12 protein-coding genes are annotated in these 17,774 nt (G+C 72.6%); 4 read left to right on the plus strand and 8 right to left on the minus strand.

Annotation, left to right across the window (positions count from 1 at the left end):
* Window positions 1-133: 133 nt before the first annotated feature.
* The 8 genes from ACFWXO_RS05670 to ACFWXO_RS05705 all read right to left on the minus strand — a co-directional run bounded on the left by ACFWXO_RS05670 (window position 134) and on the right by ACFWXO_RS05705 (window position 12,480).
* The gene (locus tag ACFWXO_RS05670) at window positions 134-3,031 is read right to left on the minus strand and encodes an ATP/GTP-binding protein (protein ID WP_380522482.1); all 2,898 of its coding nucleotides are present in this window, start codon (window positions 3,029-3,031) and stop codon (window positions 134-136) included.
* Window positions 3,028-3,699, minus strand: coding sequence for a hypothetical protein (locus tag ACFWXO_RS05675; protein WP_380522483.1), 672 nt, complete (start codon window positions 3,697-3,699; stop codon window positions 3,028-3,030). Before ACFWXO_RS05675 ends, ACFWXO_RS05670 begins: the two co-directional genes overlap by 4 nt.
* 9 nt (window positions 3,700-3,708) lie before the next feature.
* On the minus strand, window positions 3,709-4,839 hold the full coding sequence (locus tag ACFWXO_RS05680; protein WP_380522485.1) for an NlpC/P60 family protein: 1,131 nt from the start codon (window positions 4,837-4,839) through the stop codon (window positions 3,709-3,711).
* Window positions 4,840-4,972: 133 nt separating this feature from the next.
* Window positions 4,973-7,864: a hypothetical protein gene (locus ACFWXO_RS05685; protein ID WP_380522486.1), complete on the minus strand. Its 2,892-nt coding sequence runs from the start codon at window positions 7,862-7,864 to the stop codon at window positions 4,973-4,975.
* Window positions 7,861-10,452 (minus strand): ATP-binding protein, encoded by a 2,592-nt coding sequence (locus ACFWXO_RS05690; RefSeq protein ID WP_380522487.1) that lies wholly within the window; start codon window positions 10,450-10,452, stop codon window positions 7,861-7,863. Before ACFWXO_RS05690 ends, ACFWXO_RS05685 begins: the two co-directional genes overlap by 4 nt.
* Entirely contained in the window at window positions 10,449-11,051 is a 603-nt protein-coding gene (locus ACFWXO_RS05695) for a hypothetical protein (protein ID WP_380522489.1), read from the minus strand. Before ACFWXO_RS05695 ends, ACFWXO_RS05690 begins: the two co-directional genes overlap by 4 nt.
* The gene (locus tag ACFWXO_RS05700; RefSeq protein ID WP_380522490.1) at window positions 11,048-11,380 is read right to left on the minus strand and encodes a hypothetical protein; all 333 of its coding nucleotides are present in this window, start codon (window positions 11,378-11,380) and stop codon (window positions 11,048-11,050) included. Before ACFWXO_RS05700 ends, ACFWXO_RS05695 begins: the two co-directional genes overlap by 4 nt.
* A complete protein-coding gene (locus ACFWXO_RS05705; protein ID WP_380522491.1) occupies window positions 11,377-12,480 on the minus strand; it encodes a hypothetical protein in 1,104 nt (367 codons plus the stop codon). Before ACFWXO_RS05705 ends, ACFWXO_RS05700 begins: the two co-directional genes overlap by 4 nt.
* Before the next feature lie 889 nt (window positions 12,481-13,369).
* On the opposite strand from ACFWXO_RS05705, the gene ACFWXO_RS05710 reads away from it, so the two are divergent.
* From ACFWXO_RS05710 to ACFWXO_RS05725, 4 genes are all read left to right on the plus strand, one after another.
* The gene (locus ACFWXO_RS05710; RefSeq protein WP_380522492.1) at window positions 13,370-14,056 is read left to right on the plus strand and encodes a hypothetical protein; all 687 of its coding nucleotides are present in this window, start codon (window positions 13,370-13,372) and stop codon (window positions 14,054-14,056) included.
* A complete protein-coding gene (locus ACFWXO_RS05715; RefSeq protein WP_380522493.1) occupies window positions 14,053-15,768 on the plus strand; it encodes a hypothetical protein in 1,716 nt (571 codons plus the stop codon). Before ACFWXO_RS05710 ends, ACFWXO_RS05715 begins: the two co-directional genes overlap by 4 nt.
* A gap of 183 nt (window positions 15,769-15,951) precedes the next feature.
* A complete protein-coding gene (locus ACFWXO_RS05720) occupies window positions 15,952-16,398 on the plus strand; it encodes a hypothetical protein (RefSeq protein ID WP_380522494.1) in 447 nt (148 codons plus the stop codon).
* Between the two features lie 196 nt (window positions 16,399-16,594).
* Entirely contained in the window at window positions 16,595-17,416 is an 822-nt protein-coding gene (locus ACFWXO_RS05725) for an alpha/beta hydrolase (protein ID WP_380522495.1), read from the plus strand.
* The last annotated feature ends 358 nt before the right edge of the window (window positions 17,417-17,774 follow it).

Raw genomic sequence — 17,774 nt, forward strand, 5'->3', positions numbered from 1 at the left:
CCTACCCGGGGCCATGAGCCCACCGACATCGTTGCCGGACACCCTGTGCCTGTCCTGAGTACGAATACTCAGGACACCCAGCATCAGATCGACGGCGAAGGCCTGAACGCCGGTGAGGCCAGGACCGGCAGTCTCAGGAGACGATCCGCGAGGTCGGCCGCCCGCGCCGGCTCTTCACCGGCCCGGTCTCCGGCTTCGTCTCGGCCTCCGCACCCGCCTCGGCGGCATCAGCGTCGTCGGCGCCCTCGACGGCGTCCGTCTGCGCGGCGACGGACCGATCCGCTCCTTGCCGGTCGGACGGCGGGGCGGGGGAGGTGAACTCCAGGACCACGTCGTCCTGTTCCGTCGCCCGCTTGAGGAGCGCCGGCAGCTGCCGGGCCCCGGTCGCCGAGTCGGCCCGGGTGGCCAGCGCGTCCACCAGGTCGGGGGAATGCAGCTGCCGGAACACCTCCTTCACCTGGAGCCCCTTCACCAGAAGCGGGCCGACCCGGTTGCCGCCGTTGGTCACCTGCACATAGGAGTGGAACCGCGGCAGCTCCGCGATCCGCGCCGCCGACACCGCCCCGTGCCACTCCTCCGCCACCGGCCGCACTGCCGCCACCGAGCCGCCCGTCGTGCTCACCACGCTGGAGTTCTGCACGATCGACTCCCGTGTCGTCGCGCTGACCCGGCCCAGCAGTTGGGTCATCACGTGCAGGCGCCCGCCGAACTTCCGCAGCTGCTCGGCGATCGAGGCCATGCTCTCCCCGGCCACGCCGTCCAGGCTGATCAGCTCGTCACCGAAGACGTGCATGGGACGGCGGTCGTGCGCCGCAAGATCACGCCGGGACAGACCCGCGCGCAACAGGTCCGCCAGCATCATGCTGACCAGCAGCCGGTCCGAGGGGCCGGTGCCCTCCAGGCACAGCCAGATGATCTCCCCGCGGTCCATCGCGGCCCGGATGTCGTACCACCCGGTCGGCGAACCCAGGAACGCCCGGGTGGTCTCGTTGGCTGCCAGCCGGTCCAGCGGGTTCAGCACCGGCGCCAGCTCGTCCGCCTTGTACTTGCGGAAGGTCGTCTCCCACCAACGCCGCTGCTCCGGCGTCAGGTGCTGGAGCAGCGCGTTGCGCCAGCCCCGGTTCGACAGCAGGGTCCGCACCTGGTGGACCGTCGCCTGCGCCTGCGGCCGGCCCGCCGCCACCGCCCGCTGGTTGTGCGCCACCAGCGCCTCCACCGCCTTCGTCAGGATCGCGATCGCCCGAGGATGAGCAGCGTCCGTCCACGACAGCGCGTTGGCCAGCGAGTCGACGGCCGCGCCCGCCACCCGCCCCGCGCTGCGCCCGCCTTCCATCCCGATCGGGTTCCAGGTGGGCAGGCCCCCGCCCCGCTCCGCCTGCGAGAGGTCGATCCGCCGCACCCGCCCGGCCAGCCGCTTGTGCGCCAGGACCGGAGCAGCCGAGTCCCAGCTGTCCCCGTGCGGGTCGATGAACAGCACCCCGGCGCCGGACAGCGCGATCGCCAGCGCCCGCACGATCGCCTGCTCGGTCTTGCCGCCGCCGGCCTTGCCGACCGCCAGGGAGAACAGGAACTCCTCCTCCGGCGTGGCCACGATCCGGCTGCGCCCGTCGGCGCTGACCAGCAGCCCGTGCGGAACCAGAGGGGTGCCGAGCTCGTAGGTGGGCAGCTCGGAGGCGAGCACCGGCAGCACCGCATCGGCGGTTGGCGGCTTGAGCAGCCCGGCCAGCTCGCTGACGTGCACCCAGTTCTGCTTCCGGGGGGCGACCAGGCCGGTGGTCCACCGGCGGTCGAAGGACCCCCGGCGGTGCCAGCTGTTCGCGCCCCAGCTCCACTTGAGGAACCGGCCGCCGTCGGCGCCGAGCCGGCTGTCCTCGCCGAACACGTCCAGGGCGGCCGACAGCTGCTCCAGCAGCTGGTAGGCGCGGCCCTCGCGCTCGGAGACGCACCGCACCAGAAGCTGGATCCGCACCAGGCCGGTGCCGTTGCCGAGCCGCCCGAGGGCCTCCTCCCGGTCCACGATGCGCGGCCGCACCGTCGGCAACAGGGTGGACGGGCCCTTCTGTGAGGGATCCAGCAGGGTGAGCAGCTGGTAGCGCAGGGAGTCCTGGGCCTCGGCAGCGTCGGCGGCCGCGTCCCGGGCCGCGCGGCGGGCGTTCTTGCGGCTGCGCTCGCGGGCCTCGCGCATCATCTGCCACTGCCGCAGGCGCAGGTGCCAGCGGGGGACGGCCTGGATGTCGAGGACGACCTCGGCGAGCTCACCCAGATCCGCCTGGATGTCGGCGACCGCGTCGATCAGCGGCTGGAGCGGGTCAGGCGTCAGCGGGACCTCGCGCAGCGCGGCGGACGGCTTGCCGCGCAGGACGAACTCCGCCCGTACCGCGTGCAGCCTGCCCTTCTCCTCGGATGCGCCGCGGCCGGGCTTCTTCTTGAGGTCGACGCCCTGGCCGGAGGCATTCGCCGCCAGGGCCGCCGCCTTCGCCTTCGCCTTGAGGGCCTTCGCCTCCGCCTTGCGCTTCTTCTGGAGCTCCTTGTTCTTCTTGTCCAGCCGGTCCTGCGCGGTCTGGGCGGCGTACGGGTCGTCGGCTGGCGGCGCCTCGGCGACGGTGACCTCCTGGAAGCGGGAGTTCTTGAGGAGCGTCACCGCCTCCGACGGCGCCTCCACCGAGTACTCCAGCGGCACGGTGCCGTCCGCCCGCAGCAGCACGCGCAGCCGGCGGGCCGCCGCAGGGGCCCACCAGGGGCCCTTGCGGGAGGCCCGCAGCAGCAGCGCGATCTGGCGCCAGATGTCCTCGGTGGTCGGTGCGAAGCGCCGGGTCGGCGTCAGGATGAAGCGGGTCCGCTGGGCGAGTGCCCGGCGGGTGAGCACCTGGTGGACCACCCCTGCGGCGACGGCCGGCGGGACGAGGAGGACCAGGAGAAGCCCCGCGTTGTCCTGGCACCAGCTCCCGGCGTCGGCGAACCAGGCCAGGACCTCGCCCGCCACGTGCAGGGCGGACTTGAACCCGGAGGTGCTGCTGGTCTGGCCGTTCATCGGGTGGGCTCCCATCCGGTGCTGGTGCGGGTGCGGGTGAAGGTCACGGTGGCGGGGCGGCGGTCCCCGTAGTCGCCGGTGGGGGAGGTGCCGGTCCACAGCAGGTCCACGCGGGCGCCGCCCGGGACGGCGGGGTCCGAGTGCGCGGCCGCGGCCTGGATCCGCACGCCGGAGTAGAAGTAGGGGGCGCTCGCGCCCGGGCCGGGGGAGAAGTACTGGGGCCACTTCTCCCGGCCGGCCCCGGTGGTCTCGGCGAGCCAGACGTCGCGGCCCAGTGCCGCCAGGGCATCGGCGTCTGGCGGGGCCAGGTCGCTGGGGTGCGCCTTGGCGAACCCGGCCTGGATCGCGGGGTCACCTGCGGGTCCGTCACCGGCGGCCGCGACGCCGGACGGCACCACGGTCGAAGCGGCGGACGGGCTCGGCGCTGCGCTGTTCGGCGTAGCGGCAGGCCGGGGCTCGGCCCTCGTCGGCTCCGGTACCGGTGCCGGTGGCGGTGCTGGGGCGCCGGTGTCCGCCGTGCCGGCGGGAGCGTCGGCCGGGGCCGAGGCGACCGGTGCCCCAGCGGCGGGGTGGTGCGGCGCCGGGGCGGCAGGGAGCAGGAGGGCAAGGCCGCCCGCGAGCAGCGCGATCGCGCCGAGCTCGGGCAGGAAGCGGGGCATCTTCTTCACGGGGGCCTCTCAGGAGATCGGGCGGGCGCCGCCCGCGTAGTCGTAGTTCCAGACCGCGGCCTGCTTGACCACGTCGCCGGGCTTCGGGGCGTTGATCATCTGGCCGCCCCCGATGTAGAGGCCGACGTGGTAGATCCCTTGCGAGGCGTTGCCGAAGAACACCATGTCGCCGGGCTGGAGCGCCTGGACTCCGGCCGATGCCGGAATCCGCTGGCCGACCTCGGCCTGGTCGGCGGCGAGCCGGGGCAGCTTGATCCCGACCTTCGCGAACACGTACGTCATCAATCCGGAGCAGTCGAAGCCCGTGACGGTGCGTCCGTCCTGACCGCCCTGCGAGCAGCAGACGCCGCTGGTCGGACCGCTCGCGTCGCCGCCGCCCCAGGAGTACGGCTGGCCGAACTGGCTGCGGGCCGCCGCGATGACGGTCGTCACCTTGTCCGAGCTCGCGCCGCCGCCGGGCGCCGGGGTGGTGCCGAGCGCGGCGTACTGCTGGGCCCAGCGCAGCACCTCGTCCACGTACGCGCCGCTGTTGTTGTACCGAAGGATCGCCTTGCGCAGGACGGCCGCGTCCGTGAGGTCCTTGCCGCCGTCGCACAGATACAGGGCGGCTGCCAACGTCTCGTCGTCGGCGTTGCTCGGGTTCGCGCCCGCCCCGCCGTCCTGCGGGTGCACCTTCGCCGCGTACGCGGCAAACGTCGACGGCAAGAACTGCATCGGGCCGACCGCCGCGTCGAACTGCGAATTGCCGTCCCACCGACCGTGATCCGTGTCCATCACCGGCGTGGTGTTGCCGCCCGCTCCCGAGCCGTTCAAGATCGGGCCGATGATCGGAGGGGTGATGTCCCCGGTGGTGGTGTCGACCCTGTGCCCCTGCGCGTGGCCGGACTCCACCTTGCCGATCCCGGCCAGCAGCGACCAGGTCATCCCCTTGCACTGCGGGTCCAGCTGCGCCATCCCGGCCGCGGCCCGGACGTAGGCGCTCATCATCCGCGCCGGGATGTCGCTGACCGCGCCGACGGGGGCGGTGGACCCCGGGTCGCGGACATCCAGGACGCCCAGGACGACGATTCCGCCCAGCCCGATCGCCGTGCACAGCAGCGTCATCCCCAGGCAGCCGAGCTTCCGGAACAGCTTGAACACCCTCACCACCCCCCGCCGTCGTCTCCCGGGCGGCGAGCGCCGCCTGCCGTCCGCCCTGCGTGCCGATCGGACCCGGCCGGCACGCAGGCCTCCCTGATCTGCTGCCGACCGGCCCGCCGGTCCGTGCTGCGCCTCACGACTCGTCACCGATGCGGCCGGTCGACGGCCCGGGAGGCGGCGTGCCGCCCGCCTGGTCGGGCGAGTGGCCGAGGGTGCGGCGCAGCCGCAGGGCCTCGACGGAGGTGCCTTCGGGGGAGCGCAGGACCTCCGGGCTGACCCGGCGCATCACGTCCGGGTCGATGCCCTCGACCGCGGGGGCGTCCGGTGCCGGGGAAGCGGGGCGGGCCGGCGGGTCCGCGAGGATCTCCCCGGTCGTCGTGTCCACGACGTGGCCGTCATCGGTGACGATCGTGGGCCGGGAGGGCGGGACGACGTCCGGGCCCAGGGCCGAGCGGATGTCGCTCGGGCTGTGGTCGGAGGCACCCCAGCCCGGCCGGTCCGGGGTGACGGTTCCGCTGGAGGAGATGTTCGCGCCCTCGACCCGTCCGTTGACGGTGCCGTCCGTGGACAGCCCGCCTCCGGAGGCGCTGTCGCCGCCGTCCCACGGGCCGGCCGTGGCCGAGTAGGACGGGCGGTCGGCGAAGGCCTCGGAGGTGTCCGTGGGGCCCATGCCGTACCCGAGGTGCGTGGCCGCGAGCAACTGCGCCCCGCCTAGGTCCGCCGAGTGCACGTCACCGAACACCGCCGCGCGATGGTAGACGTGGTTGTAGCCGGACTGCACGGCGTTGTAGCCGGTCTTGACGGCGCGCCCGGTGCGGGTGACGTCCTGGCCCCAGTCCTTGAGGCCTTCCTTCTGGTCGCCCCACCAGGCCTTGCGGACGTTGGAGTAGTGCTCCCACTGCTTGTCGACGTGGTCCCACATCGCGTCGTTCTTGCGGTTGAGGCGGGTCCAGGTGGCCGGGAGGCCGACGGTCGCGTTGAAGCCGAACTTGCCGATCTGGCCGGCGCGGATCGCGAGCCGTCCCGCCCGGGTGTTCAGCAGGGTGTTGTGCAGCGCGTGCCCGGCCGGGGTGAGTCCTCCCCCGGTCATCTGCTGGCGGCTCATCAGGCCGTTCGTTCCGCCCGGGCCACCGGGGTGTCCCGGGGTGCCATCGGGGCGGACGCCGCCGAGCGGACCGCGCGGGCCGACCGGCTTCATCCGTCGGGCCAGCTTGTGCGGCGGCAAGGGGTTGCCCACGACCAGCTGGTGCGCCGCGTGGAACGGCAGCGCCAGCGCGGACATTCCGCGGTGGAACTCGCCGTAGGCCCCCATGGCCATCGCGCCGGCGTTCATCCTGCCGAGCCCGGGGCTGGCGAGCGCGGAGAGGCCCTCGGCGATCCGGGCCTTGCGCATCAGCGCCCCGTGCACGCCCGAGCCGCCGCCGAAGAGCCCGCCTCCGGCGAGCATCCCCATTCCTGCGCGCCCGCCCATGCCCGCCGCGCCGGACGGGTTGGACAGCGTGCCCATGGCCTGGGACATGGCCAGTGCCATCCCCGAGTTCTCGCCCAGCCACAGGCTGCCGCCGATCTTGGCGTAGCGCATGCGGTTGGCGAACCGCTCGCCGAGTGCGCCGGCGGAGGCGAAGATGCGCTGGTGGAAGACCAGGATGACGAGCGCGAACCCGTCCAGGATCAACAGACGCTGGATCATGAGCGTGTTCTCGGAGTTCGTCATGATCGCGTTCGCGCCCAGGGCGAACAGCGGCAGCATGACGCTGACCGCGAACTCGGTGACGACCGACGTCATGTAGACCCCGAGCCACTTCCAGAGGAACCGCCTGTTGCCGCCGGGCAGCATCGCCGCCACCAGCGAGGCACCGGTGACTGAGGCCGCGGTCACGTCCGCGAACTGCGTGCCCAGATGCACCAGGCACATGCCGAGCACGACGATCGCGATGATGAGCACCGCCAGGAAGACCAGCAGGGTGCCGCCCACCCGGTCCCAGTTGGAGTTGACCGCGTAGTTGTAGACGTCCTTGCCCTCCTGGCCGTGTTTGCCCTTCAACTCCTCCTTGAGCGCGTCCCAGCCCAAACTGCCGTGGTCGCAGATCGCGTCCTTGCCGGGCAGGTCGATGACGTCGTCGCAGTTGCCCTCGCGGCTCAGCTGGCCGTGGATGTACTTGTTGTGCACCCCGGCCAGCCAGCTGCCGTTCTCGGGAATCTGGCCGTACTGCAACAGCTCGAACGGCTGGACGACCAGGGTCCGCGTCAGGATCATCCGCATCGGGCAGCTGGGGTCGTCGCGGTCCTTGTCGCTCTTGCAGCCCGGGTCGGGGCCGTTGACCCCGATGGTGACCTGGCCGACCTCGTGCGCGGCCTGCTGCGACTGCATCAGCGGCCCCTCCGGGCCGAGGATGCTCTTCGGGCTCAGGGCCGGCAGCAGCACGAGCGTCGACAGCAGGATGGTGATCGTCATCTCGCCCATGCCGCGCCCGACCTTGCCGCGCATGATGAGCAAGGACCCGAACGCAGTTCCGGCCGCCAGGAACAGGGCGTACAGCCCCAGGTCGTTCGCGACGACGCCGAAGAACGCCCCGTCGAGCTTCTGCGCGCTGCTCACCAGCGTCGAGACGATGGGGAAGTTGAAGATCCACTGGATGACCCAGCACATCAGGCCGACCAGGATCCGTACCAGGGCGAACCCCGCCCCCAGCATCAGATTGCAGACGTGGCTCCTGATGTCCGTGGCGCCGCCGTTTTCGCTCTTGAGGTCGTAGTTGTCGAGCGGCGCACCCTCCGAGGACATGACGTTGAGCGGGGCCAGCACGCCGCCGCGCTCGTGGCCGTCGGCCGCCTCGGCGGCCGAAGCCCCGGCCATCATGAACAGCCACACCATGGCGGCGGTGATCAGCACGGTCCGCCGGCCAGGCCAGTACGCGGCGGCGAACCGGCTGACCGCCCGCCAGATCCGCACGGCCCGGTGCCAGACAGCACCCGCACGCTGCGCACCGCGCGCCAGCGGCGCCGGGAGAGTCGGGAGGTTCATCGCGAGAGCGCCTTCCGGAGCGAGCCGCCGGTGGAGGCGGACTTGGTGACGGGGGTCGTGAAGATCCCCTGGAGCTTGGGCAGGTTGGGGACGATGACCTGCATGCGGCCGACCCGGCCGCGGGTGTCGTGCAGGAGCATCTCCCCGGCCCTGTTCGGGTTGCCGTGGGGCGACAGCCCGCCGGTGACCAGCTGTACGAGGCCCTCGTCGTCGCCCGGAAGCCCGAGGAACTCCAGGCCCCGGCGGGCCATCGACTCGTCCGTGGTGCGGGCGAGGATGCGCTGCACGATCAGGCCGGCGATGGTCTCGTCCCCGAGGTCCCGGGCGTCATGAGCACCGGCCAGGAATCCTGCGTTGTGCTTCCTGCCGTCGTGCGCCAGTTCCTTGATCAACGCGGAGCCCTCGGCGCTGGAAGTCAGCCAATACACCTCGTCGAACACGCACGCGGCGAAGCGCGAGCGGTCCGTGAACGCGATGTGCCGGGAGATCGCCGCGATCAGGTACAAGACGGCGCGGCCGATCAGCGCCTCCAGCGGCTGGGTGCGCAGCACCTCCGGCCGGCCCAGCGATTCCTTGGGCGGCAGGGTCAGGCCGTTGGTGGTGAAGACGATCAGGTCGGCGGACAGATCACTGAGCGACAGCGCGGGCAGCGACGGGTCGAACACCATCCGGGCCAGCTTCTGGTCGGACACCGTGGCGAGCAGGTCCAACACGTCGGCCGCCGCGTCCCCCCGGTTGCCGCCCTCCTCCGCGATCGCCCGCAGCTCCTCCAGCACCAGGTTCGTGTGGGGGCGCCGGGCGACGGCGGCCGCCTTGACCGCCCGGTTGAGCACCGCGCCGCCCGGCGACATGAGGTCGAGCTGCGTCTGGAGCAGCAGGTAGCTCAGCGCCGCTGCCTCGCCCGCCGCCGGGGGCAGCACCCGCAGCGGGTCGATGGACACCTGCGCGTCGGCCGCGTCGATCACCTGGTGCCGGCCGGGCGCGACGCCCTGCGCGAACTGGGCGTACTCGCGCTGGCTGGTGCGGTCGATGACGATCGCCCGGTGCCCGCGGTCGATCAGCGTGCTGATGATCAGCTTGAGCAGCACGCTCTTGCCCGAACCGAGGTCGCCCAGGACCGCGAGGCTGGCCGCGATGTTGGCCAGCGGTGCCGACGCCAGGTCCAGGAAGACCGGCCGGGTCGTGCCCACGTCCAAGGACTGACCGATCATCGGCCCCGACTCGTCACCGATCTCCGGCACCGTGAAGGCACCCGACATCGCCCAGTCCTCCGACAACTGGAACTGGGTGCTCTCCCGCGCGCGCAGAGCCGCCAGCGCCCCCGGCAGGCCGAACGAGAACAGCCGCACCTGCCCGCCGCGCGGCCGGATCACCCCGTAGTCCGCACCCGTCAGACGCGCTTTCAGGTCCCGGGCCCGCTCGTCCGCCACCTGCGCAGTCGCCCCCCACACGGTCAGCACCGTGCGGGACTGCACCTCCAGCTCCACGCTGGTGCGCCCCAGCCGGGCCTCCTGCTCGCCCAGCACCTCGGCCGCGCCTTGCAACGAGTCCGGCATGCCCGTCGGGTGCGCCGCCCACTGGTCGGCCTGGTCCGCGATCTCCCGCTTCTTCTTCGCGATCTGCCGCTTCGCCTTGGCCGCCTCCACCAGCGTCAGGTCGACCGTCGCGTCCACCGGGTACGGCAGCAGCTCCAGCTGGGCGAGCAGGTCCGCCGAGCCCTCGTGCACGGCCTCGGGGATCTCCTCCAACGCCAGGTGCGCCTGGTAGCCCACGGCGTCCTCGGTCTCGACCTCCAACCACACTTTCGACAGGGCGGAGCCAGTGACCCGCGCGGCGAGGCGGGCGAACCAGCCGCGCACACCGCCCTCGTGCTCGTCCTGCTCGTCGTCCTCCTGCTGTCCGCCCTCCAGGAGCCGGACCTGGCCCAACGACGCGTACCCGGGGCTACGCAGCTGGGTGCCGACGATCCGGCCGCCGTAGCGGTGGCTGTTCTCGGCGTCGGCGAGCAGCGGCTCGGCCATGCCGCGGTGCACGGCGTGCTGGTGGATCCAGACGACCTCGGCCGGGCGGGCCGGACGCATCTCCAAGCCGCCGCCGAACCCGGTCTCGACCTGCCGGGCCACTCCCCTATACACCTGCACCTCGCTCACGGGCACCGGCGCCGCCGGCAGACCGGCCTGCTCGCCGAACATCGCCCACATCGAGCCCTTCGCCTGTGCGAGCTGCGCACCGCGGCCGGGCGCCTGGAGCGGTACCGCCAGCCAGATGGTGCGCCGGTGCATCTCGGCGCCGTCCAGCAGGTTCCACGCCGCCGTCGCGCTCTCGGCCGTGCCCGGGTGCGCCTCCAGGTCGACGTCGGCGGCGATGCGCTCGGCGACCTCGCGCGGCGCGACCTGGGCGCACAGGCTGTAGATCCGGGCGGTGCCGGACAGGGAGCGGACCAGGCTGGTGACCCGGCGCAGTACGTCCTGGCGCTCCAGCTCGCTGGAGTAGCGCGAGCCGATCGGGGTGACCCGCCAGAACGCCCAGACGGTGCCGGTGGTCGACCAGACCAGGTTGCCGGTGATGTGACGGAACGACGGCTTCATCGTGCGTCTCCCTTCTGGGACTGGGCGGCGGCGGCCGCGGCGAGCATCTGCTGGAGGGGGGTGAGGGCCGTGTCCGGAGCGGGGCCTGCGGCGGGCGCGGCCTCGGGAGCGGGACCGGCAGGGCGGGGTTCGAAGATGCTGAGCGCCCGGTGCTCCGGCTCCCGCTCGGGCGACTCCCGCACGGCCGGTTCCGGGAGGCCCTCGTCGTCGGGCACGTCCTCGAAGGTGAAGGCGCTGCCGGCCATCAGCACCGGGCGCATCGGGCGCACCGCCCGGCCGCCGACACGGCCCTGGCGCGGGGAGACGAGCAGCCCGAAGGCGTCCGCAGCGACGAGGAACGGGGACCGGCCGGCGATCCGTGAGTGCCGCGCGGCCCAGATGGCCACCGCCCAGACCACGATCGGCAGGGGGCCGGTGACCGGCCACCACCAACTGACCGTCTTGATCAGGAGGAAGCTTCCGACGGCGGCCACCACCAACTGCGGCGGCGTGTACGGCCCCAAGGGGATGCGCCAGTCGCCGATCTTGCCCAGCACCCACGGATGCCTGCGAGCCTTGGTGTAGGAGCGGCCGACCCTGGGACGCGCGGCGCTGCTCACGACCGGTCCGGCTGGCCGGTGAGCGTGACGGGCAGCTCACGCTGCAACTCGCCGGCGCCCTGGAGGGGGGCAGTGGTCGCGGGCCGGGTCTCGTTGTACTCGCTCTCGAAGAGCATCGAGAGCGAGTAGCGGCCGGTGAACAGCGACCAGCAGATCACCAGGCCGAGGGCGCCGCCGATCGCGGCCTTGATCGACATCTTCCGGATCGCGTGAGTGATCACGATCGCGGTCAGGGCGATCATCAGGCCGCTGGCCACCCAGTCGAGCAGCGTCTTCGCCCAGCTGTTGCCGAAGTTCTGGATGGATCCGGCGAGCATGACGTGGTTCATCGGCTGGCCCCGTTCGTAGTGGTGGAGGGCGCCACAGCGCCGGGAGAGGAAACAGAGGAGGGGGAGGAGCCCGGGGCGGTGCCGGCAGGGGCGAGGACCGAGATCTCCCAGCGGCCCGCGCGAGCGGTCAGCCGCAGCGGGTACTCCAGCGGCCAGTCGCCGGTGCCGTCGCTCGCCAGGACGCCGGCCTGGACGTCCAGCACCGCGCCGTCCTGCGGCGAGGCGGGCACCGCGCTGGCTGCCATCAGGTTCGTCAGGGCGACCTTCGAGTACGCCGCGGTGCCCGGCGCCGGGATCCGCGCCCCCGGGGACAGGTAGCGGGTGCTGTCACCCACGCCGCTCAGGTAGGCCGTCAGGAACCCGGACACCGTGTCGCGCAGCGGGCCGTCGGTGACCTGCGACCCGTACGTCTTCGTCGCGGGGTCCTTCTCGGCCAGCGCCGCCGGGGCCGACACCTGGGCCGGAGCGCCGGTGACCACCAGCGAGTCCGGCGCCCCGCCGGAGCCGGCCGAGCGGACCATCGACACCTGGACCGCGAAGTACCGCACGACCCGCGCGGGGTCGTCCGTCCCTTGCGGGGAGACCCCCGCACGCGGTGCGGGCGTTTGCGGAGAGGACTGCGGGGCGGCTTGCGCAGACGAGTCGCCTTGCGGGGCGACGGGCGGCAGCACGAGCGTGGCCGCAACGGTGACCTGCCAGGTGCGGCCGCCCATCGGCGTGCTCCGCACCGCAACGGTCTTTTCCACCTTCGCCGTCTTTGCGGCCGTCACCTTCGGCAGGTCGACCCCGGGAGCCATAGCGCGCAGAGCCGCAGAGTCGGTGACACCGGCGGAGCGCAGCCACAGGTCGACGAAGCTCTCCGCGTAGCCGGTCGGCGGGGCGATCACGAGCGGTGCGGCGGCCGCAGCGGCCGGCGCGCTGCTCGCCATCTGCGGGACAGCGACGGCCACCGCCAGGGCCAGCGGGCCCGTGGCCAGGGCCGCCCAGACGCCTCCGTACATGAGCAGGGTCCGTACACGGGAGCGGCGCAGGTCGGCGCCGGAGGCGATCGGGGAAGGGGTGTCCGGCGCTCGGTCGCGCCGGGAGGAGGTGGGCTTCACCTGGGTCTCCTAGGTCGTCAGCGGTTGCTGTCGAGGGAGGAAACCCCGCACTCCTTGATGGACCCCTTGATGATCGACACCTGCCCGGTAACGCTCTCGCAACGGGCAGCATCAAACCTCTGACCTGCACCTTTGATGCGGCATCAAGGTACGGGGCCCCCACCTTGATGGCCCATCAAGGTGTGCTGCCCCCTCCGGGGAAGGGCATCAAGGTGTGCGGCCGGTCCGGCCGGCCGGTGGGGCGATTCCTTGATGGCCCCGTCCGCCCGCAGCCCGCCGACACCTTGATGGCCGGGCTCCCGCCAGCGGATTCCTTGATGCCGGACCTCTGCGGCCGGCGGGGTTCCTTGATGGCCGGCCCCGGGCGGGCGACTCCTTGATGGCCGTCGACCCCAGCGCAGATCCTCCCCTGGGCAGCGGCCGGAGGGCTGGCCCGGCCGAATCGGCGCTCCCCGCCCGGGGCCGCCGCGCACCTCGACCTCGCCTTCGGCCCGCGGCACTGGGACGTCCACCGCAGGTGCGTGCGGAAGCGGTGCGGGGTGCGGCGGCGCTGGCCCGGGGCCGGATTGATGCCCCGCACCGCGATCGGCCCCGACCCGCGCACGGCGCCCCGGCCGCGCCAGCCCCGCACCGCAAAGTCCCGCCCCGCACCGCAAGGACGCCTTGCGGCCCGCACCCCGCAAGAGCCGTTTGCGGGCCTGCACCGCAAGCGAGCCCGCTTCCGCAAAGGAGTCAGGAGCTTTGCGGTGCGGGCCATCCAGATACGTCCGCACCCCTTGATGGGCACGCGGATGCGAAGTCGTTATCTGGCAAACCTTGATCATCAAGGGGTCCGTCCAGGAGTGCGGGGTTACCTCGGTCACTGATCACCACTGCCCGAGGAGCCACGATGGACCTGCCGCCGACCCTGCTGCCCAGCCTCAACTTCGGCTGCCCCGCGGTGCTCGCGGTGGCGGCCACCGCCTACCTCCCGGCCGGCGCCTGCTACCTCGCGCTGACCGGAACTGACGCGGCCTGTCTCCGCCGACTCCGCCTGCCCGCCCCCGCCGTCCTCCTCGCGGCCGCAGCCTCCTGGTTCACGCTCGCCCTCGTGTGGCCGCTGCTCCTCGCCGTCCGGGCCGTTGCCGCCCTGCGCCGCCGACGTCGCGCGGTGGAGCTCCCGCTTTGCATCCAGCCGATCGCCGTCGTCCCCGCCACCCGCACCCCGGACGCTCGCCCCGCGGCGGTGATCCCGCCGAAGCCGACGGGCTTGCCCGTGCCGCCGCGCTGGTACCGCGAGTCGTACGCGGCCGTCCACACCGCGCTCGCCGACGGCCGCACCTCCATCGCCCGGACCCGGGCCGGCCACCTGACGGACGACGCCACGATCGAGTTCGGCCCCGCCCACCCCTACACCCAGGAAGCGTGGCTGCTCGTCGCCCGCACGGTCCGCACCGCGCTCGCCGAGATCGGCTCCGCGCCCGCGACGATCGACGCCCAGCTCGACGACCCCTACCACTTCCTCTTTCCACACGCCCACCACATGCCGGCCTGGAACCCGGACCGCGACGGCGTGTACGTCGAGGTGGCCCGGTGACCGACTTCCTCACCCGCCTCTCCCTCGACGGCGACGGCGCCTTCGCCCCCGGCGGGCTGGACTACATCGAGTTCGACGCCCGGCTCGCCCGCGACGGCTCGTGCCCCACCACCACCAAGGCCGCCTACATGGCGCTCGCCACCTTCTGCGACATCGAGGAGCACATCACCCTGACCGCGGAGGAGGTGGCGGCCTGGTCGAGCGACGTCCGGCAGGCGCTCCTGCCCTACCGGCGCACCGTCGCCGCGTGCCTCGGCCGCTCCGTCGACACCTTCGACCGCGCCGCCACCGACCTGGTCGACCGTCGCTTCCTCCTCGTGGAGCCCCAGACCGCACCCGGCAACCCGGCCGTGCCCGACGCCAACGTCTACCGTCTCACCGACAAGGAGCGGTGGGCCCGTCAGCTCCTGGAGCGCGCCGCCGCCCCGGGCCCCGCACCCGTACTCGGCCCCGACGGCCACCCGATTCCCCGCGTCCACCGGGCACCCGGCATCGACTACGTCCGCCTCGACGCCCGCATCGCCCGCACCGGCCTGCGCTCCCCGGTCTACAAGGCCGTCTACGCAGCCGTCGCCAGCTTCTGCCACATCCACAGCCGCTCCATCACCGAGCGCCCGCCCACCATCAAGGAACTGATGGCCTGCACCGGCCTGGGGCGTACCGCCGTCACCGGCAACCTCGCCCAGCTCCGGGCCGACGGCGTCCTCGCCACCCAGGACAACTACAGCCGACAGGACGGACGCGGCCGCCTCGCCTCCTCCTACTTCCTCCTCGACGCCCGCCTCTGGCGGGCCCGCGCCGCCGCCCGCGAGGACCGCGAGCTCGCCGCCTTCACCGGGGGGTGGCCGCACCAGACGGACGGGGGTAGCCGCACCACGCGGACGGGGGTGGCCGCACCAGACGGACCAGGGTGGCCGCACCACACGGACACCATTAAGAGCAGTAACCAGACAAGTGACAGCGAGCCCCTTCCGGACGCCCGAAGGGCACCTACAGGTGGTAAGGCCCGTGCGGCTCGCCGCCAAAGTGCGGGCACCCAGCCGAACCCGAACAGCGGCTCCGCCGCGACGAAGACCACCAAGCCCCGCACCAAGACCATCCGAACCACCCCCTCCAAGCCCGTACCAGGAGAAGACGAGGTCTTCGCCATGGTCGACGCCCTCGGCGTCAGCAAGCACCCCGCCATCAAGGTCCCCCCGCTGCGCCGCGCGGTGCGCGACCTGCTGTCGGCCGGACGGAAGCCGGAGCACGCCCTGGCCCGGATCAACGCCGGATGGTGGCGGGCCGGCGTCCCGGAGAAGATCGCCCGCCGGGAGATCCGCGGCCCCGTCGGCTACCTCGCCTCGATCCTGGCCGCGCAGGACTGCGAGCTGTCCGACTGCGAGCGCGGGGTGATCCTCGGCAGCGGTGAGGAGTGCCGGGCCTGCGGCCTGGCCCGGGCCGAGCGGCAGGCCGATCGCGCACGGGAGCACCTGGAGCAGAGCACGGCCGAGCTCGACCAGGCCGCCAGCGGCCGGGGTGCGAGCGAGCGGGCCCGGACGGCGCCGCCCGGTCCGTCCTCTGCGGCGGTGACCTGGAGGTGCGAGGCTCCCGGTCCGGACGGTTTCGGAGGGCCGCGGTGCGGGCGGCCGGGTACCGGAGTCCCGCCGGCGCTGCCGATGTGCCCGGACTGCCTGGACACGCTCCAGAAGGCGATCGGACATCCGATGTGATGGCCAGCACCCAGTCGAAGCGAGAGGCCCCGGTGCGGTATCGGGGCCTCTCGGCATTCCCGTGTCAGCATTGCCGACACTGCGGCAACACCGAGCGCTACCCGGCTCGTTGTCCCCGACGACAACATCCCGGGCCGCGCCCCCTTCCCGGTGCCGATCCACCACCGACGCATTGGAGGTCCCGTGACCTCGGGCCGCAGCACCCCCCACGGCGAGGAGGAGATCGTAGTCGGTCCCGAACATGTCCTGGCCGTACTGCGCTCCGTTGACAGGATGGGACTCTTTGACCAGAGCGCGGACGCCGAAGTGTCCGGTGCCATCGCCGAACTGACCGCAGCCTCGCTCACACAGCCCCGCGATGCAGAGGTGTGGCGCCTGCCGGCCCGAGCCGCATGCTTCGTCGCACTGTGGACCGACGCCGCCGGCCTGCTCGATCTGGACGAAGGCGACCGCGACACCTACGTCCATCCGGCGATCGTTGCCGAGGAGGAGTTCCGACGGGCCGTCGTTGAGCAGGCCCCACGTACCCTGGGCGCTTTCCAGACCCTCCTCGAAGCCCACCAGATCATGATGTCGACCTACGTTCGTGGACACCTCGGACTGGTGGACGGCGACGATCTTCCGGAATGACGCCAGCGCTGCGGCGGCGAAGGTGTCTGGCATAGGCCTCGCCGGACGACGGCTCGCCACGGCCCGGGGGCTCGCCCGCCTGTCGGTGCGCAGCTGAATCATGAGGTGGTGGCGACCCGCTGGGGGACCCTCGGCATTCCCACTGCGGAGGCTGGACAGCCCGATCGACTGCCTGCCGGATCGCTACGATTGGTGCATGGCTGATCGCGCAACGGAGTTCACCTCTCTCGACGGCACTCTCCTGTCCGGCACCATCGCGTCCACCGAATACCCGCAGGGCCTGGCCGTGCTCGTACACGGTGCTGGCGTCACCCGCGAGGAAGGCGGCTTCTTCACCCGGCTCGCCGCAGCGCTCGCCGCATCCCGTATCGAGAACCTGCGCTTCGACCTGCGCGGCCACGGTGACAGCGGCGGCAGCGAGCAGGACATCACCATCGCCGGCGTCGCCAACGACATCAGGGCCGCCGCGCACCACCTGCGCGCCCGTGCCGAGGCTTCCTCAGCGGACGTCCCCGCGCACCTGATCGCGGCCTCGTTCTCCGGCGGCGCCGCCGCCCTGGTCGCAGCCTCCTACCCGGTTCTCCTGGACAAGCTGGTCCTGCTGAATCCGCGGCTCGACTACCGGGCCCGCTACATCACGTCCCGGCCGTACAACCGGGACGACTACCTGAGCGAGGATGCCGCCCGCGACCTGGACCGCCAAGGCTTCACCGAGCACAGCCCGTTCGCGCTCGGCCGGGCCCTGCTGAACGAGGTGCACTACCTTGACCCCTCCGTCCTGCTGCCCCGGATCATGGCTGACACCCTCGTGGTGCACGGCACCAAGGACACCTTCGTCCCCATCGACGACTCCCGCCGGCTCACCTTCGAGTTTGGCGGGGAAGCCGAACTCGTCGAGCTGGAAGGCGCGCAGCACGGCTTCGCGGTGCACGACGATCCGCAGTACCTCGCCCCACAGACCCAGGCCTGGCAGGCCGAGGTCATCGCGAGGATCACCGGGTTCCTCACCGCCTGCTGAGCCGACACCCCGCTTCGGCCGGCACTGCCCGCGTACCGCGGACGGTGCCGGCCGTCGTTGCTCCTGCGCTACGCCGCCCCGGTCGGCGATCGCGAGGGTTGCGGAGCCGGAAGCCGGGTGCCACGCACTGCCTGGAGCAGCTGTTGCGCCGCCGTACGGTGGGCAGGGCCGGCCAGCAGGGCTGAGCGCGGGGCGTCCCGGCGAGCGCCTGCCGCGGCCCGTCCCGGCGGCGATCCGGAGCGCGCTCAGTCCGACGCGGACGGCCTCGTCGGTTCCGCCTGAGCCACCCGCCTGACCTCCCTGTACGCGATGTCGGCCGGCCCACCCCGTTGTTTTGGGGGGGTGTGGGTTTATCAAA

This window comes from Kitasatospora sp. NPDC059088, from assembly GCF_042738155.1.
In the GTDB taxonomy this organism is placed as follows: Bacteria; Actinomycetota; Actinomycetes; order Streptomycetales; family Streptomycetaceae; genus Kitasatospora.

Coding starts and splice junctions, on each gene's coding strand:
- ACFWXO_RS05670 (WP_380522482.1), bottom strand. CDS start 3,031: ATGAACGGCCAGACCAGCAGCACCTCCGGGTTCAAGTCCGCCCTGCAC.
- ACFWXO_RS05685 (WP_380522486.1), bottom strand. CDS start 7,864: ATGAACCTCCCGACTCTCCCGGCGCCGCTGGCGCGCGGTGCGCAGCGT.
- ACFWXO_RS05690 (WP_380522487.1), bottom strand. CDS start 10,452: ATGAAGCCGTCGTTCCGTCACATCACCGGCAACCTGGTCTGGTCGACC.
- ACFWXO_RS05700 (WP_380522490.1), bottom strand. CDS start 11,380: ATGAACCACGTCATGCTCGCCGGATCCATCCAGAACTTCGGCAACAGC.
- ACFWXO_RS05710 (WP_380522492.1), top strand. CDS start 13,370: ATGGACCTGCCGCCGACCCTGCTGCCCAGCCTCAACTTCGGCTGCCCC.
- ACFWXO_RS05725 (WP_380522495.1), top strand. CDS start 16,595: ATGGCTGATCGCGCAACGGAGTTCACCTCTCTCGACGGCACTCTCCTG.